Source organism: Agrobacterium sp. MA01 (assembly GCF_009650195.1).
Lineage (GTDB): Bacteria > Pseudomonadota > Alphaproteobacteria > Rhizobiales > Rhizobiaceae > Allorhizobium.
In genome coordinates, this window is record NZ_CP045854.1 from 1,824,214 (window position 1) to 1,849,994 (window position 25,781).

General features: G+C 61.7%; 19 protein-coding genes. 12 read left to right on the forward strand and 7 right to left on the reverse strand.

Going from position 1 to position 25,781, the window contains the following annotated elements; all coding sequences use genetic code 11:
- Positions 1-51 precede the first annotated feature (51 nt).
- Complete coding sequence (locus GH983_RS08935; RefSeq protein ID WP_054148128.1) at positions 52-681, forward strand: MarC family protein; 630 nt, start codon at positions 52-54, stop codon at positions 679-681.
- A gap of 123 nt (positions 682-804) precedes the next feature.
- Here the strand turns inward: GH983_RS08935 and GH983_RS08940 are convergent, their stop codons facing one another.
- Positions 805-1,350: a single-stranded DNA-binding protein gene (locus tag GH983_RS08940; RefSeq protein WP_069041360.1), complete on the reverse strand. Its 546-nt coding sequence runs from the start codon at positions 1,348-1,350 to the stop codon at positions 805-807.
- A 268-nt stretch (positions 1,351-1,618) separates the two neighbouring features.
- Between GH983_RS08940 and uvrA the strand changes: the two genes are divergently transcribed.
- From uvrA to GH983_RS08955, 3 genes are all read left to right on the forward strand, one after another.
- A complete protein-coding gene (gene uvrA, locus GH983_RS08945; RefSeq protein ID WP_153762201.1) occupies positions 1,619-4,540 on the forward strand; it encodes an excinuclease ABC subunit UvrA in 2,922 nt (973 codons plus the stop codon).
- A 96-nt stretch (positions 4,541-4,636) separates the two neighbouring features.
- Entirely contained in the window at positions 4,637-5,440 is an 804-nt protein-coding gene (locus GH983_RS08950; protein WP_153762202.1) for a DUF72 domain-containing protein, read from the forward strand.
- A 152-nt stretch (positions 5,441-5,592) separates the two neighbouring features.
- The gene (locus tag GH983_RS08955; RefSeq protein WP_153762203.1) at positions 5,593-7,254 is read left to right on the forward strand and encodes a Na/Pi cotransporter family protein; all 1,662 of its coding nucleotides are present in this window, start codon (positions 5,593-5,595) and stop codon (positions 7,252-7,254) included.
- 25 nt (positions 7,255-7,279) lie between these two features.
- Here GH983_RS08955 and GH983_RS08960 read toward each other — a convergent pair whose 3' ends face one another.
- Entirely contained in the window at positions 7,280-8,770 is a 1,491-nt protein-coding gene (locus tag GH983_RS08960) for an NAD(P)H-hydrate dehydratase (protein WP_153762204.1), read from the reverse strand.
- Between the two features lie 351 nt (positions 8,771-9,121).
- Between GH983_RS08960 and GH983_RS08965 the strand changes: the two genes are divergently transcribed.
- The 4 genes from GH983_RS08965 (at position 9,122) to hspQ (ending at position 12,422) form a co-directional block, all read left to right on the forward strand.
- A complete protein-coding gene (locus GH983_RS08965) occupies positions 9,122-9,460 on the forward strand; it encodes a P-II family nitrogen regulator (RefSeq protein ID WP_006727717.1) in 339 nt (112 codons plus the stop codon).
- 62 nt (positions 9,461-9,522) lie between these two features.
- Complete coding sequence (gene glnA, locus GH983_RS08970) at positions 9,523-10,932, forward strand: type I glutamate--ammonia ligase (protein WP_069041355.1); 1,410 nt, start codon at positions 9,523-9,525, stop codon at positions 10,930-10,932.
- A gap of 152 nt (positions 10,933-11,084) precedes the next feature.
- Positions 11,085-12,005, forward strand: a complete 921-nt coding sequence (locus tag GH983_RS08975) for a DMT family transporter (protein ID WP_069041354.1) — start codon at positions 11,085-11,087, stop codon at positions 12,003-12,005.
- Between the two features lie 87 nt (positions 12,006-12,092).
- Positions 12,093-12,422, forward strand: a complete 330-nt coding sequence (gene hspQ / locus GH983_RS08980) for a heat shock protein HspQ (protein WP_054149212.1) — start codon at positions 12,093-12,095, stop codon at positions 12,420-12,422.
- Between the two features lie 78 nt (positions 12,423-12,500).
- Here hspQ and GH983_RS08985 read toward each other — a convergent pair whose 3' ends face one another.
- Complete coding sequence (locus GH983_RS08985) at positions 12,501-13,133, reverse strand: invasion associated locus B family protein (RefSeq protein ID WP_054149211.1); 633 nt, start codon at positions 13,131-13,133, stop codon at positions 12,501-12,503.
- A 272-nt stretch (positions 13,134-13,405) separates the two neighbouring features.
- Here GH983_RS08985 and GH983_RS08990 point away from each other — a divergent pair, with 272 nt between their 5' ends.
- From GH983_RS08990 to GH983_RS09000, 3 genes are all read left to right on the forward strand, one after another.
- The gene (locus tag GH983_RS08990) at positions 13,406-15,211 is read left to right on the forward strand and encodes an extracellular solute-binding protein (protein ID WP_153762205.1); all 1,806 of its coding nucleotides are present in this window, start codon (positions 13,406-13,408) and stop codon (positions 15,209-15,211) included.
- Positions 15,212-15,308: 97 nt separating this feature from the next.
- A complete protein-coding gene (locus tag GH983_RS08995; RefSeq protein WP_153762206.1) occupies positions 15,309-15,980 on the forward strand; it encodes a DsbA family oxidoreductase in 672 nt (223 codons plus the stop codon).
- Between the two features lie 51 nt (positions 15,981-16,031).
- Positions 16,032-16,973: a DMT family transporter gene (locus GH983_RS09000; protein ID WP_153762207.1), complete on the forward strand. Its 942-nt coding sequence runs from the start codon at positions 16,032-16,034 to the stop codon at positions 16,971-16,973.
- Positions 16,974-17,008: 35 nt separating this feature from the next.
- Here the strand turns inward: GH983_RS09000 and mfd are convergent, their stop codons facing one another.
- Complete coding sequence (gene mfd / locus GH983_RS09005) at positions 17,009-20,518, reverse strand: transcription-repair coupling factor (RefSeq protein ID WP_153762208.1); 3,510 nt, start codon at positions 20,516-20,518, stop codon at positions 17,009-17,011.
- 5 nt (positions 20,519-20,523) lie between these two features.
- Positions 20,524-20,838: a succinate dehydrogenase assembly factor 2 gene (locus GH983_RS09010; protein WP_054149205.1), complete on the reverse strand. Its 315-nt coding sequence runs from the start codon at positions 20,836-20,838 to the stop codon at positions 20,524-20,526.
- Between the two features lie 95 nt (positions 20,839-20,933).
- Between GH983_RS09010 and recG the strand changes: the two genes are divergently transcribed.
- On the forward strand, positions 20,934-23,039 hold the full coding sequence (gene recG, locus GH983_RS09015; protein ID WP_069041349.1) for an ATP-dependent DNA helicase RecG: 2,106 nt from the start codon (positions 20,934-20,936) through the stop codon (positions 23,037-23,039).
- Between the two features lie 12 nt (positions 23,040-23,051).
- Here recG and GH983_RS09020 read toward each other — a convergent pair whose 3' ends face one another.
- Both GH983_RS09020 and glmS read right to left on the reverse strand, forming a co-directional pair.
- Positions 23,052-23,780, reverse strand: a complete 729-nt coding sequence (locus GH983_RS09020; protein ID WP_246727534.1) for a DUF502 domain-containing protein — start codon at positions 23,778-23,780, stop codon at positions 23,052-23,054.
- 102 nt (positions 23,781-23,882) lie between these two features.
- On the reverse strand, positions 23,883-25,709 hold the full coding sequence (glmS, locus tag GH983_RS09025; protein ID WP_153762210.1) for a glutamine--fructose-6-phosphate transaminase (isomerizing): 1,827 nt from the start codon (positions 25,707-25,709) through the stop codon (positions 23,883-23,885).
- Positions 25,710-25,781: the final 72 nt, after the last annotated feature.

Consider the following 25,781-nt stretch of genomic DNA (forward strand, 5'->3'; position numbering starts at 1 on the left):
GGCCACCAAGGCTTCGGCTTTATGCGTGCCTGGACAGGAGAAAGATACACCATGGCGATGACAGAAACGATGATCAGCGCACTGACGACCCTGCTGGTCACCGTCGATCCGCCGGGGCTGGCCCCGCTCTTCCTCGGCCTCACCCAAGGCATGACGCGCGAGCAGCGCCAGCAGGTTGCCATTCGCGGCTCCGTGATGGGTTTCGCCATCCTGACCGTCTTTGCGCTGTTCGGCGCCACCATTCTCGGCGCGCTCGGCATTTCCATGGGCGCCTTCCGCATCGCCGGCGGCTTGATGCTGTTTGCCATTGCCTTCGAGATGATCTTCGAGAAGCGCAACGAGCGGAAGGAAAAGACGACAGGCGATGCGATCACCAAGGATCACATCCACAACCTCGCCGTCTTCCCGCTCGCCATCCCGCTGATCGCCGGCCCCGGCGCCATATCGGCCACCGTGCTGATCTCGGGTACGATGGACGGATGGATCGGAAAGCTGCAGCTGATTGCCGTCATCGCCGTGGTCCTCGGCCTCGTCTTGGTATCGCTCTACCTCGCAGAAAGGCTGAACAAGTTCCTCGGAGTGACTGGCCGCGCGCTGCTCACGCGTCTGCTGGGCGTGCTGCTGGCCGCGCTTTCGGTCCAGTTTGTCGTCGATGGCGTGAAGTCCGCCTTCGCTGGCTGACAGGCCCGGAAGGCAATTCGCCAATTGCCGAATTCCCTTCGGGCGGGCGACTTGCAGACCAGCATTGACCGCAAATGATTATGGGGGCCGAGGCCCCCATTTTTCATCTGATCCGGCCTGTTCTCAGAACGGGATGTCGTCGTCGAGATCGCGGGAGAAGCCGCCGGAAGGGGCGCTGCCACCTCGGCTTGCGCCACCGGAGGCGCCGCCACGCGAAGGTGCAGGCGAACCGTAGCCGCCGTCGTAGCCACCGCCGCCGCCGCCGTAATCGGCACCCCCAAAGTCATTGCCGCCACGCGAGGCGCCGCCGCCATCACCGCGACCGCCAAGCATGGTCAGGTTGCCGCTGAAGCCCTGCAGCACGACTTCCGTCGAGTAACGGTCCGCGCCGCTCTGGTCCTGCCACTTGCGGGTCTGCAGCTGGCCCTCGATGTAAACGGTCGAGCCCTTCTTCAGATACTGTTCGGCAACCTTGCAGAGGCCTTCATTGAAGATCACGACCGAATGCCATTCGGTCTTTTCCTTGCGTTCGCCGCTGTTCTTGTCGCGCCAGGTTTCCGAGGTCGCGATGCGCAGGTTGGCGATCGGCCGGCCGTCCTGGGTCCGGCGAATTTCGGGATCGGCACCGAGATTGCCGATCAGAATGACCTTGTTGACGCTACCAGCCATGACACTCACCTTACTGCCGCGCCGCCGCGGCGTTCAAAATCCAATCAAATGCCACCTTATCCCATCCGTTCCCGCGAGTGGGAGAACAGGCGGCTAAATCCACAGCGAAAATGTTCTTTATTTGTTCTAGTATTTCTCTATGATCCTGTCAACAGAATCGAAATTCCACAGCCGTTGCGCCTTGTGCCTCGACTCAACGGCGCCGTTGCCTACATAAGGACAGTTCTCCCAAGGACCGTCCCCTTCCCTTTGCCGATCAGAGCCTGACATGAGCGAACTCAAGACCATTTCCATCCGTGGTGCGCGCGAGCACAATCTGAAGGGCATCGACCTCGATCTGCCGCGCAACAGCCTGATCGTGATGACCGGGCTGTCCGGCTCCGGGAAGTCGTCGCTCGCCTTCGACACGATCTATGCCGAGGGGCAGCGCCGCTACGTCGAGAGCCTCTCGGCCTATGCCCGCCAGTTCCTCGAGATGATGCAAAAGCCCGACGTCGACCAGATCGAGGGTCTGTCGCCGGCGATCTCGATCGAGCAGAAGACGACCTCGCGCAACCCGCGCTCGACGGTCGGCACGGTCACCGAGATCTACGACTACATGCGCCTGCTGTTTGCGCGTGTCGGCGTGCCTTATTCGCCCGCAACTGGCCTTCCGATCGAGAGCCAGACGGTCAGCCAGATGGTCGACCGGATACTCGCTTACGAGGAAGGCACCCGTCTCTACATCCTCGCGCCGATGATCCGCGGCCGCAAGGGCGAGTACAAGAAGGAACTCGCCGAGCTGATGAAGAAGGGCTTCCAGCGCGTCAAGATCGACGGACAGTTCTACGAAATCGCCGAGGCCCCGACGCTCGACAAGAAATACAAGCACGATATCGATGTGGTCGTAGACCGCGTGGTTGTGCGGCCTGACATCGCGAGCCGCCTGGCTGACAGTCTGGAAACTTGCCTTCGGCTGGCCGACGGCCTGGCGGTCGCGGAATTTGCTGACAAGCCGCTGCCGCCAGAGGAAACATCTGCCGGCGGTTCGGCCAACAAGTCGCTGAACGAAACGCATGAACGCGTATTGTTCTCGGAGAAATTCGCCTGCCCCGTCTCCGGCTTCACCATTCCGGAAATCGAGCCGCGCCTCTTCTCCTTCAACAATCCCTTCGGCGCCTGCCCGACCTGCGATGGCCTTGGTTCGCAGCAGAAGATCGATGAAGCGCTGATCGTGCCTGAAGTGCATCGCAAGCTGAATGACGGGGCGATTGCGCCCTGGGCCAAGTCGAGCTCCCCTTATTACAACCAGACGCTGGAAGCGCTGGGCAAGGCCTTCGGCTTCAAGCTGACATCAAAGTGGTCAGACCTCTCGGAGGCGGCGCAGAAGGCCATTCTGCACGGCACCGAGGAGAAGATCGACTTCCACTATGCCGATGGTGCTCGTTCCTACACCACCACCAAGACCTTCGAGGGCATCGTACCGAACCTCGAACGGCGCTGGAAGGAGACCGACAGTGCCTGGGCCCGCGAGGAAATCGAGCGCTTCATGTCGGCCGCCCCCTGCCCAGCCTGCAATGGCTTCCGCCTGAAGCCGGAGGCGCTCGCTGTCAAGATCAATGGCTTGCATATCGGCCAGGTGACGAACATGGCGATCCGCAATGCCGGCTCCTGGTTCGAGGAGCTGCCGGCGAAGCTGACCGATAAGCAGAACGAGATCGCCGTGCGCGTGCTCAAGGAAATCCGCGAGCGACTGCGCTTCCTCAACGATGTCGGCCTCGACTATCTCTCCATGTCGCGAAATTCCGGCACACTGTCTGGCGGCGAAAGCCAGCGCATTCGTCTGGCATCGCAGATCGGCTCCGGCTTGACGGGTGTGCTCTATGTGCTGGACGAGCCGTCGATCGGCCTGCACCAGCGCGACAACGCGCGGCTCCTCGACACGCTGAAACACCTGCGCGACATCGGCAACACCGTGATCGTCGTCGAGCATGACGAGGATGCGATCCTGACCGCCGATTACGTCGTCGATATCGGCCCGGCGGCCGGCATCCATGGCGGCCAGGTGATCGCGCAGGGCTCGCCGCAGGACGTGATGGCCAATCCGAAATCACTGACGGGCAAGTACCTGACCGGCGAGATGGGTGTGAGTGTCCCAGCCCAACGGCGCAAGCCGAAAAAGGGCCAGCAGATCAAGGTCGTCGGCGCCAAAGGCAACAATCTGAAGAACGTCACCGCCTCGATCCCGCTCGGCGTGTTCACGGCAGTCACCGGCGTTTCGGGTGGCGGCAAGTCGACCTTCCTGATCGAGACGCTCTACAAGGCGGCGGCCCGCCGTGTCATGGGTGCGCGCGAAAATCCTGCAGAGCACGAGCGGATCGACGGGTTCGAATTCATCGACAAGGTGATCGACATCGACCAGTCACCGATCGGGCGCACCCCACGCTCCAATCCGGCGACCTATACCGGTGCCTTTACGCCAATCCGCGACTGGTTCACCGGTCTGCCGGAAGCCAAGGCGCGCGGCTACCAGGCCGGCCGCTTCTCGTTCAACGTCAAGGGCGGCCGCTGCGAAGCGTGCCAGGGCGACGGCGTGATCAAGATCGAGATGCACTTCCTGCCCGACGTCTATGTCACCTGCGACGTCTGCCACGGCAAGCGCTACAACCGCGAGACCCTCGACGTCACCTTCAAGGGCAAGTCGATTGCCGACGTTCTCGACATGACGGTCGAGGAAGGTGTCGAATTCTTCCAGGCGGTGCCGGCGGTGCGCGACAAGCTGCAGGCGCTGTTTGATGTTGGCCTCGGCTATATCAAGGTCGGCCAGCAGGCGAACACGCTGTCGGGTGGCGAGGCGCAGCGCGTCAAGCTCGCCAAGGAACTGTCGAAGCGCTCGACGGGCCGCACGCTCTATATCCTGGACGAGCCGACGACTGGCCTTCATTTCCACGATGTCGCCAAGCTTCTGGAAATGCTGCAGGAACTGGTGAACCAGGGCAATTCCGTCGTCGTGATCGAGCACAATCTCGAGGTCATCAAGACCGCCGATTATATTCTCGATTTCGGTCCGGAAGGTGGCGATGGCGGCGGCCAGATCGTCGCCCAGGGCACACCGGAAGAGGTGGTGAAGGTCGAGGCCTCCTATACCGGGCAGTTTCTGAAGGAGCTTTTGCAGCGGCGGCCGGTGAAGAAGGTGCAGGCGGCGGAGTGATCCGCCCGCGCTTTCGAACGCTGGGGCGTCTCGGCTACTAAGCTGGTATTTCTTTGTTTAGCCAGTTGCCTAAATTTATTTCGCAAGAGAGGTTTCATGACCAAATCCGGCACGATCCGCACCGGCATCGGTGGTTGGACCTTCGATCCCTGGGACGACAGTTTCTATCCGTCCGATCTGCCCAAGAAGCGGCAGCTCGACTATGCCAGCCGGCAGCTGACCGCGATCGAGGTCAACGGCACATACTATTCCAGCCAGAAGCCGGCGACCTTCGCCAAATGGGCATCGGAGGTGCCGGAGGGGTTTGTCTTTTCGCTGAAAGCAAGCCGCTATTGCACCAACCGCAAGGTGCTGGCCGAGGCCGGTCCATCGATCGAAAAATTCGTCAACCAGGGAATTGCCGAACTCGGGGATCATCTCGGACCGATTCTCTGGCAGTTCATGGCGACGAAGAAGTTTGAGCCCGAGGATTTCGAAGCCTTTCTGGCGCTTCTGCCGAAGACCCTGGAAGGTCGTCCCCTCACCCATGTCGTCGAGCCGCGTCATGCTTCCTTCCAGGTGCCAGAATTCATCGAGATGCTGAGGCGCCATGGCGTGGCCGCTGTCTGCGCCGATCATCACGACTACCCGATGTTCGCCGATCCGACGGCCGATTTCGTCTATGCACGGCTGCAAAAGGGCACGGACGATACGCCGACCTGCTACCCGACGGCGGAACTCGATGCCTGGTCAGAACGGCTGAAAACCTACGCTGGCGGCGGTGTGCCCGACGATCTCCCGCTGATTGCCAAAGACAGTGCGGCGGCCAAAAAACCTCGCGACGTTTTTGCCTTCTTCATCTCCGGCGGCAAGGTGAATGCGCCGCGCGGCGCGATGGATCTGCAAAAGAAGGTTGGTTGAGCGCTCCAGCCGACTGACAGTCATCAATTTGTGACAATGGCGAATTTGGACTAGGCTCGGTCGCAGAGTCGCGGACAAGACCGCGGCCTCGGCCGGCATGGTTTCCGTTTTGGACGTGCGCGTCCACCATTGCGAATTTTCGGGGCACTTTCATGTCGGGCATTGCCGTCTTCATTCATCTCGCCGGCGCCGTTGCGCTGCTTCTCTGGGCGACCCGCATGGTACGCACCGGGATCGAGCGCGCCTATGGCGGCGTTTTGAAGGACAAGCTCCGGCATGCCGTCGGCAACCGCTTTTCGGCTGCCTTCGCAGGCTTTCTGTTCGCGGTAGCGCTGCAAAGTGCAACTGCCGTCGCATTGATCGTTTCGTCCTTTTCCGCAGCCGGTTATGTGCTGCCGGCCATCGGTGTAGCGACCCTGCTTGGTGCCGACTTCGGCTCTGCCTTTGTCGTGCGCATTCTGCGCTACGATCTCTCGCTGCTTGTTCCCGTTCTGCTTCTCGCGGGCACCGTCGCCTTCCGGACATCCGAGGCGCGCGGCTGGCGGCAGATTGGCCGCATCCTGTTCGGTCTCGGCCTGCTGCTCCTGTCGCTCAGACTGATTGGCGAGGCGTCGGAACCGCTGCGCGAGAGCCGGATCCTGCCCGTGCTCTTCAACTATCTCGCCAGCGACTGGATCAGCGCCTTTGCGCTCGCAGCCCTGCTCGCCTGGGCCTTCCATTCCAGTGTCGCCGCCGTCCTCCTGGTCGCTTCGCTCGCCGACCAGCATCTCTTGCCGGATGCGCTGATCATTCCGTTGGTGCTCGGCATCAATTTCGGCGCCGCCATTATCGCTGCACTGCTCACCAAGAATGCCGCGCCGAACGCCAGGATCGTGCCGCTCGGCAATGTTGTGATCCGCGGGATGATGACTTTGATCGCGCTCGCGGCCCAGTTTGTGTTTGCGATCAGCCCGACGGTCTTTGCCGCCCTTCCCGGAGATGCCGTCGTCATGGTGCATCTGGCGATGAACGGCGCCGTGCTCGTGCTCGGTCTGCCCTTTGCCGGGCTCGTTGCAGGCCTTCTGGAGCGCATGCTCGCCCGCAGCGAGGAGCGGCCGGCCAATGACGATCGCCTTTCTGCCCTGAACGTGATGGATCTCGGCAATCCGCAGCAGGCGATCTCCAATGCTACCCGCGAGGTTCTGGCTGTCTGCGACAAGACAGAGGTGATGCTGGACGGCATCTTCGATCTCTTCGAGCACTGGGATCCAAAGAAGATGGAGCGGATTGAAACGCTCGACGACCAGATCGACACGATCCATCGCGACATCAAGTTCTACCTCGCCCGCATTTCCGCAACCGCACTCGACCAGACGTCGGCAGCGCAATGCCAGAACCTCCTGGGCGCGACGATCAAGATCGAGCAGGCGGCAGACATCATCTCGCAGAACATGCTGACACGCGCCCGCAAGAAGAAGGAGCGCAACGTCGCCTTCTCGGCCGAGGGCTGGGCGGAGCTCTGCGCCATGCACAACGAGGTGGTGAAGAATGCCCATCTCGCCTTCAACCTGCTCGTGACCCGCGATCTCGAGCATGCCCGCCAGCTCGTCGCCCGCAAGGAAGCGATCCGTAACCTGGTGAAGACCAGTGAGGAGAGCCATCTTCAGCGCCTGCGCCAGGGCAATGCCGCAAGTTTCGAATCGAGCTCGCTGCATATCGACACCATGCGCGATCTGAAGGAGATCAATTCTCTCTTCGTCTCGATCGCCTACCCCTTGCTCGAGGGCGAAGGCATGTTGCGGCGCAGCCGCCTCATGCAACCGGCGGAGCTGTGAGCGCCCAAGCAGGGTTAAAGCGACCCTAGTTCGCCTGGATCTGGGTGATCAGGTCTTCGGCCGTCAGCGTGCGACCGGCACGGAGCGCCGCCTGGCCGTGCTGGTAGACAGCCGCACAGGCCGCCTCGAACGCCGGCATCCCATTGGCTAGCCTTGCGCCAATGATGCCGGCAAGGACATCACCCGATCCGGCAGTAGCGAGGGTCGCAGGCGCCTTTTCCTCAATGGCTGCGCGCCCGTCCGGCGCCGCAATCACGGTATCCGCTCCCTTGTAGACGACGATGCCACCCAGGCACTTGGCAGCGGCCAGCGCCTTTTCCAACTTGCCCAAGCTGCGGTCCGCCGCAATCTCCGGAAAGAGGCGTGAAAACTCGCCCTCATGCGGCGTGACGACCAGTCTCGGCTCATTGGTACTGAAAATCGCGTCCAATCGCTCAGCGGCACCCGCAAAGGCAGTGATACCGTCGGCATCCAGAACGAGCCTGCGTCCGGCCCGGCCGATCATCTCCGCAAAGGCGCAGGCGCGCTGCCGATCACCGAAACCCGGGCCAAGCACGAATGTGGTGCGGCGCGTGTCGGACAGCCATTCGGACAAGTCATCGACACCGTCGACCGAACTCAGCATCACGGCCGTCAGGTGGGCGGCATTGGTCGCAAGCGCCTCCGATGGCGACGCAAGCGTCACCAGTCCGGCACCAGCCCGCAACGCAGCCTCCGCGGAAAGGCGCCCTGCCCCGGTCGCCGTCTGCGGACCGGAAAACACAGTCACATGGCCACGGCGGTACTTGTGGTCGTGCGCCGAACTGTGTCGGGCATGCCCGGCCCAGATCGCAGGGCCGTTGATCCAGAGCGGTCGGGCGTCCGCATCGACGATCCGCCGGGGAATGCCGATGTCGAAAACTTCAAGGGTCCCGCATTGGAGACGCCCTGGCAGGAGCACATGCCCAGGCTTCCTCGTCATGAAGGTCACAGTGTGGCTAGCTTCGAAGGATTCTCCCCTGATTTCCCCCGTTGCACCGTCGATGCCGGACGGAAGATCAACGGCAAGCACCGGCAGTCTCGCCTCGCGGACCGCACGGATCAGCGCCTGCACGGCGGCCGGAAGATCCCGCGTCAGGCCCGCGCCGAACAGTGCATCGATGATCACCTCGCCTGCATCAGGGTGGAACCGCTCGATGGCCATCACCGGAATTGGGCAGGCGGCATGCGCGCGAGCGGCATCTCCCTTGAGCGCCGCCGTCTCCACCAGACTGTAGACGTGGACATCGGCGCCCGAGCGCGCCAGGGCAGAAGCCGCGACATATCCGTCTCCGCCATTGTTTCCCGGCCCGCAGAAGATCACGAACCTCAAGGCTCCGGGAAAGTGACGAAGGGCTGCCGCCGCGACCGCCTCCCCCGCACGCAGCATCAACCCAAAGCTGTCGATCCCAGACGAAGCAGCGGCCGCATCCACACGGGCCATGGCATCCGGTGTCAGAAGGATCTCGGGGCGGGCGTGCTTGCTTGGGCGGGTCATGGATCAAGGTTAGAGCAGAATCCACGCCTTGCGCAACGCTGCACGATTTTAGGCAAAGACAATTGATGTCTTTCTGTGCAAATGCCTAGTTTGCAGGCTTTAAGATCAGAAAATGCGCAAGGAGGCCAGCATGTTAGTGGTATAGCAGCCCTGGAAAAAAGATTGGCTAAAATCGATATTTTGCAGGAAACGGGCTGGCTTTTCCGGTCATTTTGCTGGAGATTTGCCCTGTCGGACGGAGGAGGCGACGGTTTTCGCGCGATTTTCGCGAAAAACTGGCACATTCCCTGCATCCAGCCCGGCGGGCGGGGCTCATCCTGCTTTACTGAGGAAGCGGAGAGAAATTTTCTCATGAAAAAGATCGAAGCGATCATCAAGCCTTTCAAGCTCGACGAAGTGAAGGAAGCCCTTCAGGAAGTCGGCTTGCAGGGTATCACCGTGACGGAAGCCAAGGGCTTCGGTCGCCAGAAGGGCCATACCGAGCTCTATCGCGGCGCCGAATATGTCGTGGACTTCCTGCCCAAGGTGAAGGTCGAAGTTGTACTGGCCGACGAAAACGTGGAGGCCGTCATCGACGCCATCCGCAATGCAGCTCAGACGGGCCGCATCGGCGACGGCAAAATCTTCGTTTCGAACGTCGAAGAAGTCGTCCGCATTCGAACCGGCGAAACCGGTATCGACGCCATATAATCGGACCCGACACCAAGGGAGGTCGGGTTTCAATCGTCAGCTCACGCGAGGAATATAAGAATATGACGACCGCAAACGATATTCTGAAACAGATCAAGGACAACGACATCAAGTTCGTCGACCTGCGCTTCACCGATCCGAAGGGCAAGCTGCAGCACGTGACGATGGACATCGCCTGCGTCGACGAAGACATGTTCGCCGATGGCGTCATGTTCGACGGTTCCTCGATTGCCGGCTGGAAGGCCATCAACGAGTCCGACATGGTGCTGATGCCGGATCCGGCCACCGTCCACATGGACCCCTTCTTCGCCCAGTCGACGATGGTCATTCTTTGCGACATCCTCGATCCTGTCTCGGGCGAAGCCTATAACCGCGACCCGCGCGGCACCGCCAAGAAGGCCGAAGCCTATCTCAAGGCATCGGGCATCGGTGACACCATTTTCGTTGGTCCGGAAGCCGAATTCTTCGTCTTCGACGACGTGAAGTACAAGGCCGACCCCTACAACACCGGCTTCAAGCTCGATTCGACGGAACTGCCGTCGAACGACGACACCGACTACGAAACCGGCAACCTCGGTCACCGTCCGCGCGTCAAGGGCGGCTACTTCCCGGTTCCGCCGATCGACAGCCTGCAGGACATGCGTTCCGAAATGCTGACGGTTCTCGGCGAGATGGGCGTCGTCGTCGAAAAGCACCACCACGAAGTGGCAGCGGCTCAGCACGAGCTCGGCATCAAGTTCGACGCGCTGGTGCGCAACGCCGACAAGATGCAGATCTACAAGTACGTCGTCCACCAGGTCGCCAATGCCTATGGCAAGACCGCGACTTTCATGCCGAAGCCGATCTTCGGTGACAACGGCTCTGGCATGCACGTGCACATGTCGATCTGGAAGGACGGCAAGCCGACCTTCGCCGGCGACGAATATGCCGGTCTTTCGGAAAGCTGCCTATTCTTCATCGGCGGCATCATCAAGCACGCCAAGTCGATCAACGCCTTCTCCAACCCGTCGACCAACTCCTACAAGCGTCTGGTCCCGGGCTACGAAGCACCGGTTCTGCTCGCCTATTCGGCCCGCAACCGTTCGGCCTCGTGCCGCATTCCGTTCGGCTCCAACCCGAAGGCAAAGCGCGTCGAAGTCCGCTTCCCGGATCCGACCGCGAACCCTTACCTCGCTTTCGCTGCCATGCTGATGGCCGGTCTCGACGGCATCAAGAACAAGATCCATCCGGGCAAGGCCATGGACAAGGATCTGTACGACCTGCCGCCGAAGGAACTGAAGAAGATCCCGACGGTCTGCGGTTCGCTGCGCGAAGCGCTCGAAAGCCTGGACAAGGATCGCAAGTACCTGACCGCCGGCGGCGTCTTCGACGACGACCAGATCGATTCGTTCATCGAACTGAAGATGCAGGAAGTCATGCGCTTCGAAATGACCCCGCATCCGGTCGAATTCGACATGTACTACTCGGCTTGATTGTCCGAGAATGACAATGACGAGGCGCCGGCGGAGAGATCCGCCGGCGTTTTTCGTTCACATGGGTACGGTTTCGAGGAAATGCCGCTTTCACGAAGGACAGTGACGCGCTAGCACTTGGATAGCCCTTCCCTCCGCGACAGCGATCCTCCATGCCCGCTCCCCACCAGACCACCGATCCGCGCCTTTACGACTGGCTGCTGTTCTTCCTGGCGCCCTTGTTCTTCTCGTCGAACCTGATCTTCGGTCGCGGGATCACCGGTGAGGTCGGGCCTTTCACCACGGCGCTGTTGCGATGGGTCGGAGCCGCGATCCTGATGTCGCCCTTCATCTGGCAGCAGCGGCAGGCCTGCATGGCCTTTGTCCGGCAACACACCGCGCTCTGGCTGACGCTTGGCATTCTCGGCATGGGTATTTGCGGCGGCGTGGTCTACTGGGCGCTGACCCTCACCACCGCCTCGAACGCGACGCTGATCTATACGACCTCGTCCCTCTTCATCATCCTGTTCCAATGGCTGTTTCAGAAGCGCGCGATCACCGGTCGTGAGCTTCTCGGCATGATCATCGCCTTCGGCGGGGTCGTTGCGATCGTGCTGAAGGGCCACCCCGAAGCGCTTCTAGAACTCACCTTCAACATCGGTGATCTCGCCATCCTTGTAGCTGCAGTCGCCTTTGCCGCCTATTCCCTCTTGCTGCGGCGCCCCTCCGTCCGCGCAATGCCACCGCTGCCTCTGTTCGCTCTTTTGGCTTTGTCCGGCGCGATTGTCCTGATCCCGCCGGGACTGATCGAAATGGCCTCGGGCGGCCCCCTGCCCGACACCTGGATGGAGTTCGCCAAGCTCGCCGGGATCATACTCTTTGCCTCGCTGGCGGCCTTTTACTGCTTCCAGCATGCCGTGCAGGTCTTCGGACCGGGGATCGCCGGAATGACCCTTTACCTCATGCCGCCGATGTCCATCCTGATGGCCGTCGTCTTCCTCGGCGAACGCTTCGAACACTATCACGCGATAGGCATCGTCCTGGTGACCGGCGGACTTATCCTTGCAACCGCACCTGGGCGAAAAACGGCCTAGCTGTGGCATCCGGCCACGCTGTCACACACCATCCCTTGATTTTGCCGGGCTTTCTTCCCAGATATAACAGGGAAAGGAAGTCAAACCATGAAACAACGAAGCGCTAAATTTGGTATCGGGGACGTCGTACGGCACAAGTTCTTTCCGTTCCGCGGCGTGATCTTCGATGTTGATCCGGAGTTTGCCAATTCCGAGGAATGGTGGAACGCCATCCCGGCCGAAGTCAGGCCGCACAAGGACCAGCCCTTCTATCATCTGCTCGCGGAGAACTCCGAGACGGAATATGTGGCTTACGTGTCCGAGCAGAATCTTGAGCGCGACCAGAGCCCGGAGCCTCTGCGCAATCCGCAGATCCAGCAGATCTTCGAACCCCAGCAGACGGGTCGCTACAAGCCGAAGATGAACTTTGCGCACTAAACGCAAGCCCTATGCCTGATACGAAAAAGCCCGCGTCTGATGACGCGGGCTTTTTTCATTTCAGTGCCGTGAAGCGGATCAGTTGCCCTGCTTGGCAGCGTTCTGGGCGTCGGTGATCGCCTTGTTGCGCTCTTCCTGCTTCTTCTGCATCGCTTCCTGCAGCAGACGCTGGCGCTCTTCGGCCTGCGACTGCGACATCGCTTCGCCGTCAAACGCGCCGGTGAAGCCGCTCAGCGGGATCTTGATCGGGTTCGGCGCGCGACGGAAGTTGATCGAGGTGAACACGACCTCGCCACCCTTCTTCAGGCTGTCGATGATCGCGTCGGTCAGCGGGATTTCGGCGGTGCAGCGGTCGGGCAGGCAGACGGCATAGTCGAGCTTGGTGCCCTTGGCGCCATCGATCTGCATCATCACGCCCGGCGGGATGAGACGGGCGGAGGGAACCGTGACCTGCAGCAGCTTGCGGTTGACCTTGCCTTCGACCGTGATCAGGCCGACGGCGGTGATCAGCTGGCCATTTGCGGCGACGAGCTGGTTCTGGACCACGCAGACGTCGGATTCTTCCTGCTTGGCGCAGGTTTTGAACCACCGCGGCTCGGAGGGAGCGGCGGCTTCCTGTGCCTGTGCGACGACCGGCATGGCGCTTGCCGCGAAGGACAGAGCGATTGCAGACACAGCCGTCCGCGTTGCGTTGCTAAGTTTGAACATCATACGTATTCCGTCTCCTGAAAACCCCTGTCGCGCGGACTTGTGTGCCGCGTCATTCACCGGTCTTGTCTGCCCTCACCTGTGGTTCAAATGAGGCAAATACATGACCCTGCGATCTGGCTCACCTGTTACATCGCGACGGCCACAATATCCAGCGTTTCTTTGACGCCGGATCGACTCACATCTCCTCATTCTCACCCGCTTGTGTTGGTTTTATGGTGAGTGTGCTAGCGTCCCAGCACATTCGAGATTCTAATTCGGGGAGGATCGCCGCCTTGCGCCGTCTCTTGTTCACTCTGCTTATTCTACCCTTTGCCGCTGCCGCTCAGGCACAACCCATGCACGGGATCGCCATGCATGGCGAGCCTGCGCTTGCCGCCGACTACATGCATTTTCCTTATGTAAATCCTGATGTGAAGAAGGGTGGCAAGGTCAATTACGGCGTGGTCGGCACCTACGATGCGCTGAACCCCTTTGTCCTCAAGGGCATGCGCACGACGGCGCGCGGCGTCTGGGATCCGGAATTCGGCAATCTGCTCTACGAGCCGCTGATGTCCCGGTCTGCCGATGAACCCTTCACGCTCTACGGCCTGCTTGCAGAAACCGTCGAATGGGATGCCGACCGCACCTATGTGCAGTTCAATCTCAACCCCAAAGCGCGCTGGCATGACGGCAAGCCGGTCACTCCCGAAGATGTGATCTTCACCTTCGAACTGTTGCGCGACAAGGGACGACCGCCCTTCAACGGCCGGCTCAATGCCGTCGCCAGCATGGAGAAGGTCGGCGACCACGGCATCAAGTTCACCTTCAACGAAAAGGCCAATCGCGAGACACCGCTGATCTTCGCCAATTCAACCCCGATCCTGCCGAAACACGCGATCGATCCTCAGACCTTCGATCAGGGCGGACTTGCCATCCCCGTCGGTTCGGGTCCCTACAGGATCAAGGAGCTGAAACCCGGCGAGAAGGTCACCTGGGCGCGTGATCCCGACTATTGGGGCAAGGACCTTCCTTCGAAGGTCGGCTTCGACAATTACGACGAGATCAGCGTCACCTATTTCCTCCAGGAGGCAACGCTGTTCGAGGCCTTCAAGAAGGGTGAGATCGACATCTATCCGGATGGCGATTCCAACCATTGGCAGCGGGCCTACAATTTCCCGGCCGCAGAGAATGGCGATGTCGTGAAGGAAGCCTTCAAGCCTGGCCTTCCCTCCGGCATGCTCGGCTTTGTCTTCAACACCCGCCGCCCGATCTTTTCGGACGTCAAGGTACGCGAGGCCATCAGCACCGCCTTCGACTTCGAAGCGATGAACAAGACCCTGTTCGGCAACGCCTTCACCCGCACCCAGAGCTACTGGCAGAATTCAGCGCTCGGCGCCTATGGCAATGCCGCCGACGAGAGAGAGCTGGCACTGCTCGGGCCGGCCAGGGAGAAGCTGTCGCCGGAAATTCTCGCCGGCACCTTTACGCAGTCGGCCACAGACGGGTCCGGAGGCGATCGCAAGGCGCTCGGCAAGGCGGTGAAGCTCTTCCAGGAGGCGGGTTACAAGATCCAGGGCGGCAAGATGATCGATGCCGCCGGCAAGCCGCTCGCCTTTGAGGTGATGACCCAGAACGAAGGCCAGGAGAAGATGGCCATCGCGTTTCAACGGACGCTGAAGCTGATCGGCATCGACATGGCCATCCGCACCGTTGACGACGCGCAGTATCAGGCGCGCTCCAACAGCTTCGACTACGACATGATCATCAAGGCCTACACGTCGTCGCTCTCGCCCGGCGCCGAGCAGGTCAATCGCTGGGCATCCGAAGCGAAGGACGCCCAGGGTAGCTTCAATTACGCTGGCGTTGCCGATCCCGACATCGACCGCATGATCGAGGCGCTCCTGCAGGCTCGCGATCCAGCCGATTTCCAGGCGGCCGTACGCGCCTATGACCGACTCCTGGTTGCAGGAAACTATCTCGTGCCGCTTTATCACATCGGCGAGCAATGGGTCGCCCGCTGGAAGCACATCGGACGGCCGGACGCAGCCCCGCTCTATGGCTACCAGCGCTCGACCTGGTTCGACGCACGCGTCCAGTAACCCCAAGCGATTGACGCTGTGTTTCAGGGCCGGAGCTTGTCTCCGGCCCGCTTTGCTTTAAGTGACAGGCATACCTCTGCCAGGAAAGGACACCCTCATGGACCGCATCACCATCGACCTCGTATCCGACGTGGTCTGCCCCTGGTGTTATCTCGGCAAGGCGCGGCTCGAACTCGCGATCGCCGAAGTGCAAGACGAAGTCAGCGTCGACATCAACTGGCGCCCCTATCAGCTCAATCCCGACTATCCGCCTGAAGGTGTCGACCAGCAGGTGGAACTGGCGAAGAAGCTGGGCGGCAAGGACAAGATGGACCAGGCGCATGCGCATCTGAAGTCGCTCGGCGCCGAGGTCGGCATTGCCTTTGATTTCGAAGCCATCAAAGTCGGCCCGAACACGCTGGATGCGCACCGGTTGATCCATTGGGCCGGCCAGGAAAGCCGGGAGACGCAGACCCGCGTGGTCGATCTCCTGTTCAAGGCAAATTTCGAGCAGGGCCGTAATATCGGCGACACCGCCGTACTGCTCGACATCGCGACCGAGGCCGGGCTGTCGCGTCCGGTGATCGAATCGCTGCTGTCAGGCGATGCTGACGTCAACCACGTGCTGTCCGAGGTGGAAGCCGCCAAGCAAATGGGCGTGAACGGCGTTCCCTTCTTCATCTTCGACCAGCAATACGCGGTCAGCGGCGCCCAGCCGCCGGCGGAACTCGCCAATGCCTTGCGCGAAATCGCCAAGGCGAAGGCCGAAGCTCTCCGCAATCTGAATTGACGGTTGTAACGAACAGCCGTATCCCGGAGAGGTAACCTCCTCCCCGGGATCATGACCTTGTCATCCGACACGACCCTCAAAGGCGTCTTCTTCGCCTTCATCTGCTTTGCCGCCTATTCCTTCAGCGATGCCGCCGTGAAGCTGGTGGAAGGGCGCGTACCCGCCTTCGAGGCAGGTTTCATCGGTAGCCTGTTCGGCTTCCTGGCAATCCCCTTCCTGATGAAGCGCGGCGACCGCTATACGGATCTGGTGCGCAGCACGAACTGGCCGCTCTGGGGCCTGCGTTTCGTCTGTTCTGCCGTGGGCACGGTCGGCAGCATCATTGCCTTTACCCAGCTGTCGATGGCGGAAGCTTTCTGCCTGATCTTCCTGCTGCCGAGCTTTGCGACGATCATGTCGGTGATCTTCCTCAAGGAAGAGGTGGGCATGAAGCGCTGGGCCGCCGTGTTGATCGGCTTTCTCGGCGTACTGGTGGTCTTGAGACCGGGCTTTCGCGAGTTGGAAATCGGACATCTGGCAGCGCTGATTTCGGGCTTTGCCGGCGCCGTCACGATCATCATCTTCCGCGCCATGGGCCCGCAGGAGAAGAACATCTCGCTCTACGGCGCGGGCCTGCTCGGCAGCGTGATCATCTGTGCTGCCTTCTCTCTGCCGGATTTCCAGGCACCCAACCGTTATGACCTGATGCTGCTTGCCGCCTTTGGCCTGCTCGCCGCCGTCGGCAACATCTTCATGATGCTGGCGTCGTTTTATGCCCCCGCCCCGATCGTCGGACCGATCCAGTACAGCCAGATGCTCTGGGCCATCCTGCTGGGCTACCTCGTCTTCGGCGACAAGGTCGACTGGCCGATGGGCATCGGCATCGTGCTGATCGTCGGGTCAGGGCTCCTGACGCTGATCCGCGAGCGCAAGCGCGACACGCCGCTCCCGCCACCGGTAGCCGGCAAGACGGATGCGGCGCTGGCGATCAAGCCGGACCAATCCGACACTTGAATGAGGCGGGGCCTTAACGGCCCCCTTCCATTTGCTCAGCCAGCCTTCGCCAACTCCGCCAGCTGCGTCATCACCACTGCAGCCCCTGCCAACCGCTTTTCCGGCGTCGGGAGGTCGCGGGTGAGGAACACCGAGTGGTCCGCCCTGATTTTCGCCATGCTGCCCTGCTTGGCGATATAGCCGACCAGCGCTGCCGGATTGGGGAACTGTTTGCCGCGGAACTGAACGACGACACCCTTGGGGCCTGCTTCCAGCTTTTCGACATTGGCCGTGCGGCACAGCGCCTTGATGTAGACGACCTTGAGCAGGTGCTGAACCTCGATCGGCATCGGACCGAAGCGGTCGATCAATTCGGCGCCGAATCCATCGATCTCTCTGAGGTCGTCCAATTCGCCGAGGCGGCGATAGAGTGCCATGCGCAGATGCAGGTCCGGCACGTAGTTTTCCGGGATCATGACCGAGGTGCCGACCTGGATCTGCGGCGACCAGCCGGTATCGACCACTTCATCGACACCCTTCACCTCGGCAACCGCCTCTTCCAGCATCTGCTGGTAGAGTTCAAAGCCGACTTCCTTGATGTGGCCGGACTGCTCCTCGCCGAGCAGATTGCCGGCGCCGCGGATATCCAGATCGTGGCTGGCGAGCTGGAAGCCTGCGCCCAGCGTATCGAGCGACTGCAGGACCTTCAGACGCCGTTCGGCACCCGCCGTCAGCACCTTGTTGACCGGCAGCGTCAGCAGCGCAAAGGCGCGGACCTTGGAGCGACCGACGCGGCCACGGATCTGGTAGAGCTGGGCGAGACCGAACATGTCGGCACGGTGGACGATCAGCGTGTTGGCCGTGGGAACGTCGAGGCCGGATTCGACAATGGTCGTCGAAAGAAGCACATCGTAGCGGCCCTCGTAGAAGGCGTTCATGATGTCTTCGAGCTCACCGGCGGCCATCTGGCCATGGGCGATCGCCACCTTCAGCTCCGGCACGTTCTCGTCGAGGAAGCTTTTCACATCCGCGAGATCGGCGAGACGCGGGCAGACATAAAAGCTTTGTCCGCCGCGATAATGCTCGCGCATCAGGGTCTCGCGGATCACAAGCGGATCGAAGGGCGAGATGAAGGTGCGGACCGCCATGCGGTCGACCGGCGGCGTGGTGATCAGCGAGAGTTCGCGCACGCCGGTCATGGCAAGCTGCAGCGTCCGCGGGATGGGCGTGGCCGAAAGCGTCAGGACGTGCACGTCCGACTTGAGCTCCTTCAGGCGCTCCTTGTGCTTGACGCCGAAATGCTGCTCCTCGTCGATGATAAGCAGCCCCAGATTGGCGAAATTGACCCCGGTGCCGAGCAGCGCATGGGTACCGACAACGATGTCGGTTTTGCCGTCTGCCACTTCCTTCTTGACGAGGTTCAGCTCCTTCGTGCCGACGAGGCGCGAGGCCTGCTGGACGCGGATCGGCAGCCCCCGGAAGCGTTCGGAGAAGGTCTTGAAATGCTGGCGTGCCAAGAGCGTGGTCGGCACGACGACGGCCACCTGGATGCCGTTCATCGCGGCGATGAAGGCAGCGCGAAGCGCCACTTCCGTCTTGCCGAAACCAACGTCGCCGCAGACGAGGCGGTCCATGGGGCGGCCGGCGCCGAGGTCCGAGCGGACGGATTCGATAGCGGTTTCCTGGTCTTCCGTCTCGTCATAGGGGAAACGGGCGGCGAATTCGTCGTAGAGGCCTTCCTGGGTGGTGAGCACGGGTGCCGTGCGGGTCATGCGTTCGGCGGCGATGCGGATCAAGGCACCCGCCATGTCGAGCAGGCGCTTCTTGAGCTTGGCCTTGCGCATCTGCCAGGCGCCGCCGCCCAACTTGTCGAGCTGCACCTCGGTCGCCTCGCCGCCGTAACGGGAGAGCAGATCGATGTTTTCGACCGGCAGGAAGAGCTTGGCGTCGTCGGCGTAACGCAGTTCGAGGCAGGCATGCGGGGCACCCGCGGCCTCGATGGTGCGCAGGCCGACGAAGCGGCCGATGCCGTGTTCGGCATGCACAACGATCGAGCCTTCATCGATACCAGCCACTTCCGAGATGAAATCAGCGGCCCTCTTGCGGCGCTTGGAGCGGCGGACCATGCGGTCGCCGAGAATGTCCTGTTCGCCGATAATGACGAGATTGTTCGTCTCGAAGCCACCTTCGAGGCTGAGAACGGCGGTGCCTGCCTCCCCCTTCTTCAGCTTGTCGACATCTTTAAGTGCTGAGACCGGCACCAGCCGCTCCAGGCCGTGCTCGTTCAGCACCTGCAGAAGGCGATCGAGCGAGCCCTCCGACCAACCGGACACCACTACCTTGGAGCCGGCGGCGCGCTTGTCAGCGATATAGGTGACGGCCTGGCCGAAGACGTTGGCACGATTGCCTTCTTCGCTGCTCGCCTCATTGGCAGACTTCGCCCAGCGCGGTGTTGGTCGTGCCTCGACCTCGATCACCTTGCGGCTCTCGCCACTGGCTTCGGCAAAGGGCGTGATGCGGATCGGATCGAAGGCGTCGAGCGCCTTGCCGAATTCGCCAGCGCCGAGATAGAGCCGCTCCGGCGGAACCGGCTTGTAGGGCGTTCCCTGGGCGAGATGGCCCTTGCCGGGGGTCGCCGAGTTGAGGCGCGCCTCGTAATAGTCGCGGATCAGCTTGGTGCGTTCTTCCGCTGCCTCACGCACCGTATGGTCGGTGACCATACGGAAGCCGCGCAGATAATCGAAGGTGGTTTCCAGCTTGTCGTAGAACATCGGGAGCCAATGTTCCATGCCGGCATACCGGCGCCCCTCCGAGACGGCGGCATAGAGTGCATCGTCGCGGGTCGCGGCTCCAAAGAGCGAGAGATAGTTCTTGCGAAAACGGCTGATGCTCTCCGGCGTCAGCGTCACCTCGCTCATCGGGTTGAGATCAAGCGAACGGACCTGCGCGATCGTCCGCTGGCTTGCCGGATCGAAGGAGCGGATGCTTTCGAGTGTGTCACCGAAGAAATCGAGGCGAACAGGCTCTTCCGCACCAGGCACGAAAACATCGAGAATGCCACCGCGCACGGCGAATTCGCCGACCTCGCGGACCGTTGCGACGCGGTCGAAACCGTTGCGCTCCAGACGTGCGGCAATGTCGTCCATGCGCACCTGGTTGCCGGGCTTCGCTGAAAAGCCGAGGCTGTCGATGACATCAGCCGGTGCCACCTTCTGCAGCATGGCATTGACCGTCACCAGCACGATTGCCGGATGCGGATTGAGATAGAGTGCAATCAAGCCCGACAGTGCCGCCAATCGCCGGGCCGAAACATCAGCGGACGGCGAGACACGGTCGTAAGGCAGACAATCCCAGGCCGGCAGGCTCAGCACCGGAATGTCCGGTGCTCCGAAACTCAGTGTCTGCTCGAGGTTCTGCAGCCGCTGCCCGTCAGATACCACATAGGCGACAGGTTTCCCCTCACGCGCCAGTTCGGCGAGGATGAAGGCATCCATGCCGTCGGGTACATGGGAAAGCGTCAGCGCGGATTGCGCGCCGACAATCCGCTTCACATCGATCAGGGACATATCAGTTACTTTGCAGCGGTTTCTTCGCCGGTCACCGGTGAGAAATCCGGGCGCAGGGCGGCTATGCGTTCGAAGAGTGGTGTCTGGAGATGGGCCGGCACGGGATCGGCACCAGTGATGTAGCGGACGAGATCGTTGTCCTCTTCGACCATGATGCGCTCCAGCTCGTCGAGCTCCTCATCAGAGAGCTCGCTGATATGGGCCTCGCAGAACTGGCCAAGCATCAGGTCCATCTCGCGGATACCGCGATGCCAGCAGCGGAACAGGATGCGCCGACGGCGCGGATCGAGGTCGGCACTGCTTTTCACCAGTCCAGTCATCTTGGCATCCTTCCAATTCTTGGCGTTCTATAGAGCAGCGACCGGCAAATGTCAGCTTGCCAAACAGGCATTTTGCGAGGCATTTTGCCCCCATCATGCGTCCCCATCTTCTCGATCCCCTCTTTGCCTCCGTGGCTTCGCTCAGCGGAGTCGGCCCCAAACTTGCCCAGCTTCTCGCCACACTGCTCGGGCGCGAGGATGCCGAGGACGCACGCGTCGTCGACCTGCTCTTCCTCGCGCCACACCGGCTGATCGACCGGCGCCACCAGCCGGGCATCGCCTACGCCCAACAGGGCTCGCTGGTAACGATAACCGGCCGTGTCGACCGACATCTGCCGCCGCCTAAGGGCAAGAGCAACCTGCCCTACCGCGTGATGCTGCATGACGAGACGGGGGAACTGGCGCTCACCTTCTTCCGGGTCAAGGGCAACTGGCTCGAAAAGGCATTGCCCGTCGACGAAATCGTCATGGTTTCGGGCAAGGTCGACTGGTTCAACGGTCGCCCCTCGATGGTGCATCCCGACCTGATGGTGAAGGCGAGCGAGGCGGAAAACCTTCCGCTGGTCGAGCCGGTCTATCCGCTGACGGCGGGGCTTGGACCCAAGGTGCTGCGCAAGGCGGTCGAAGCTGCTGTCGAGCGTATGCCGGATCTGCCGGAATGGGCGGATGCGCCGCTTGCCACGAAACAGGGCTTCGCCAGCGTGCGTGAAAGCCTGGTGACGCTTCACAATCCGCGCGACGAGAAGGACATCGACCCGCAGGCGCCGGCGAGACGCAGGCTCGCCTATGACGAATTCCTCGCCGGCCAGGTGTCGCTCGCCTTGGTGCGGCAGAAGCTCCGTCGGGTGCCGGGCGTGCCGGTCAAGCCGACGGGTGAGATCAGCGGAAAGATCCGCGCCACCCTCCCCTTCACGCCGACCAACAGCCAGGTGGCGGCGATCGACGACATCCTGAAGGACATGGCGACGGACCAGCGCATGCTGCGGCTCGTCCAGGGCGACGTCGGTGCTGGCAAGACGCTGGTGGCGTTGTTTGCGATGGCAGCAGCCGTTGAGGCCGGCGGACAGGCCGTGCTGATGGCGCCGACGGAGATCCTGGCGCGGCAGCATCATGCAACACTTGCCAAGCTCGGCGCGCCGGCCGGTCTGAAGATCGAGGTCCTGACCGGGCGCACTAAGGGCAAGGAGCGTGAAGCAATCCTGGAGCGCATCGCATCCGGCGAAGCGCAGATCGTTATCGGCACGCACGCGCTCTTCCAGGATGCCGTCAGCTACAAGAACCTGACGCTCGCCGTGGTCGACGAACAGCATCGCTTCGGTGTGCATCAGCGTCTGCGGCTGACCTCCAAGGGCATCTCCCCACATATGCTGGTGATGACGGCAACGCCGATCCCGCGCACGCTGGTGCTCGCCGCCTTCGGCGACATGGATGTCTCCAAACTCACCGAGAAACCGGCCGGCCGCAAGCCGATCCAGACGGTGACGGTCCCAACCGAGCGCGTGCCTGACGTCATCGAACGGCTCCGCTCGGCCATTGCGGAGGGCAAGAAGGCCTATTGGATCTGCCCGCTGGTGGAAGAGACCGAAGAAAGCGAACTGATGTCGGCCGAAGAGCGGCAAGCAGTGCTGGCGCAGTTCATCAAGGCGCCGATCGGGCTGGTGCATGGACGCATGGCCGGACCGGAGAAGGATGCCGCCATGCTCGCCTTCAAGAATGGCGAGACGCGGCTGCTGGTCGCAACGACGGTTGTCGAAGTCGGCGTCGACGTGCCCGATGCGACGATCATGGTGATCGAACATGCCGAACGATTCGGGCTTGCCCAGCTACACCAGTTGCGCGGCCGTGTGGGCCGTGGTGACGAGGCCTCAAGCTGCATCCTGCTCTACAAGGGACCACTCGGCGAAACGGGTAAGGCGCGGCTGTCGATCCTGCGCGATTCGGAAGATGGCTTCCTGATCGCCGAAGAGGATCTGAAGCTCCGGGGCGAAGGCGAGCTTCTCGGCACACGGCAGTCGGGCACGCCAGGCTTCAAGATAGCCAGCCTTGAACATCATGGCGACCTGCTGGAGATCGCCCGCAAGGATGCGGCCTATCTGCTGGAGCGGGACCCCGAACTCACGTCGGAGCGCGGAGAAGCCGTCAGAACGCTGCTTTATCTGCATCGCCGCGACGAGGCGATCCGCTTCCTGCATGCGGGGTGAGGAAAGACGTGTTCAGGAACGGCCGGCACGCTTGGGCGGCTCGATCGGATCGTCCGCCGCGAGGTCCTGAAATGCCGCCATGGCGTCCGCGACGGTCGGCTTGTAGTCCGGCGTGACCAGGCCGGCCGAGATCAAGAGTTTAACCCCCTCTTCCGGACTCATATCGAGCAGCATCAGTTTGCTGCGCGGCACGAACATCAGGAAGCCGGCTGTGGGAACAGGGGTCGGCGCGAGGAAGACCGCCACCATTTCCTCGCCGTCCTGGTTGAGCTTCGCGGCAATCTCTCCCTTGGCATCCGTCGAAACGAAGACCAGCGCCCAGGTCCCGGCGCGCGGAAACTCGATCAGGCCGACCTTCTTGAAGGAATTGCCCTGCTCTTTCAGCACGGTCTCGAAGATCTGCTTGGTGCTCTTGTAGACGGTACGCACCAGCGGCATCCGGTTCAGGATGTTCTCGCTGTAGGAGACGATCGAGCGGCCGATCAGGTTGCGGCCGAGAAAGCCGACGAGCGTGATGAAGAGGATGGCGATGAGAAGCCCGGTCCCCGGTATCGCAAAGGTGAGATAGGCTTCCGGGTTGTATCGATCCGGCAAATAGGGCTTCACCCAGCTGTCTGCCCAGCGGATGAAGGTCCAGGTCAGATAGATGGTGATCGTCATCGGCGCGCAGATGATCAGACCAGTCAGGAAGTTGTTCCTGAGCCGGGTCGCCATCGAAATCCTGTCAGAACCTTCGCTCATGCCCACCGTCATTGTGCAGTGCCGTAACGCTGCGGACAATGCCGGAGTGACACCTATGGCGCAAGAGCAAGAATTGGGGCAGCGGACTGCCCCGATCGCGGATCACTCGACCGTGACGGACTTGGCGAGGTTGCGCGGCTGGTCGACGTCGGTGCCCATGAAGACGGCCGTGTGATAGGCGAGCAGCTGGATCGGGATGGAATAGACCATCGGGGAGATGATCTCGGCGACGACGGGCAGCACGATGGTTGCCATTGTCTCAAGCTTCGAGGCGGCAGCGCCCTTCTCGTCGGTGATGAAGATGATCTTGCCGCCCCGGGCGGCCACCTCCTGCATGTTCGACACGGTCTTCTCGAAGAAGCGGTCGAAAGGTGCAATGACGATCACAGGCATGTTCTCGTCGATCAGGGCGATCGGGCCATGCTTCAGCTCGCCGGCGGCATAACCTTCGGCGTGGATATAAGAGATTTCCTTGAGCTTCAGCGCGCCTTCGAGCGCCAGCGGATAGCTGGTGCCACGGCCGAGATAGAGCACGTCCTTGAACTTGGAGAGATCGCGCGAGAGAGCCTCGATCTGCGGCTGAACCGCGTTCAGCACCTGGCTCATGATGCGCGGCATTTCGGCCAGGCTCTTCACCAGCTGCCTTTCTTCCGTCTCATCAATCGTGCCACGGGCACGACCGGCGGCGAGCGCCAGCGAGGCGAGCACGGCGAGCTGGCAGGTGAAGGCCTTGGTGGACGCGACTCCGATCTCCGGGCCAGCCAGGATCGGGAAGACGGCATCCGATTCGCGGGCGATCGTCGATTCCTTGACGTTGACGACGGCGCCGATCTTCAACCCGTTGTCGCGGCAGTAGCGCAGCGACGCCAGCGTATCGGCCGTTTCACCGGACTGCGAAATGAAAAGGGCCGCCTGGTCCTTCGAAAGCGGCATTTCGCGGTAGCGGAATTCCGAGGCGACATCGATCTCGACCGGCAGGCGGGCATAACGCTCAAACCAGTATTTGCCGACGAGGCCAGCCAGATAGGCGGTACCGCAGGCGGAGATGGCGAGGCCACGCAGATTGGCGAAGTCGATCTCATTCGCGGCGTCGCGGACGGTGTGGTTGCCGAAGTCGACATAATGCGACAGGGCGTGGGAGATCACCTCCGGCTGCTCGTAGATCTCCTTCTCCATGAAGTGGCGATGATTGCCCTTGTCGATCATGTAGGCCGACGCCGAGGAGATCTGCACCGGGCGTTCGATCGGATTGCCGTCCACGTCGAAGATGTGGGCGCCCTGCTTGCCGATGACAGCCCAGTCGCCGTCGTGGAGATAGGCGATGCGGTTGGTGAAGGGCGAGAGCGCAATGGCATCCGAGCCGAGGAACATCTCGCCATCGCCAAAGCCGATCGCCAGTGGCGGGCCGGAACGGGCCGCCATGATGGTCGAGGGATCGTCTTGGAAGATGACGGCAAGCGCATAGGCGCCGGTCACATGGCGCAGCATCTCGTGCATGGCTTCGCGGCGGCCAAGACCCTGGCGGCGATACTTGGCGAGCAACTGGGCGACGACTTCGGTGTCGGTCTGGGTGGCAAAGACGGCACCTTCGGCAGCGAGTTCTTCCTTGATCTCGGAGAAATTCTCGATGATGCCGTTGTGAACGACCGCCACGCCCTCGACGAAATGCGGATGCGCGTTCGTTTCGTTCGGCACGCCATGGGTTGCCCAGCGGGTGTGGGCAATGCCGATATTGCCGGGCAGCGGATCGCCTGCGAGCTTCGTCTCAAGATTGAAGAGCTTGCCTTCAGCGCGGCGGCGGTCGAGCTTGCCGTCGTTGATGGTGGCCACACCGGCGGAATCATAGCCGCGATATTCGAGCCGCTTCAAGGCGTCGACCAGACGCTCCGCTACGGGCTTGTTACCGACAATGCCAACGATGCCGCACATGAAATTCTCCGTTTCGTATCAACCACGCGGCTTTTCCTAGCGGTTCCACCGCAATAGGCAATTGTGCGTGAG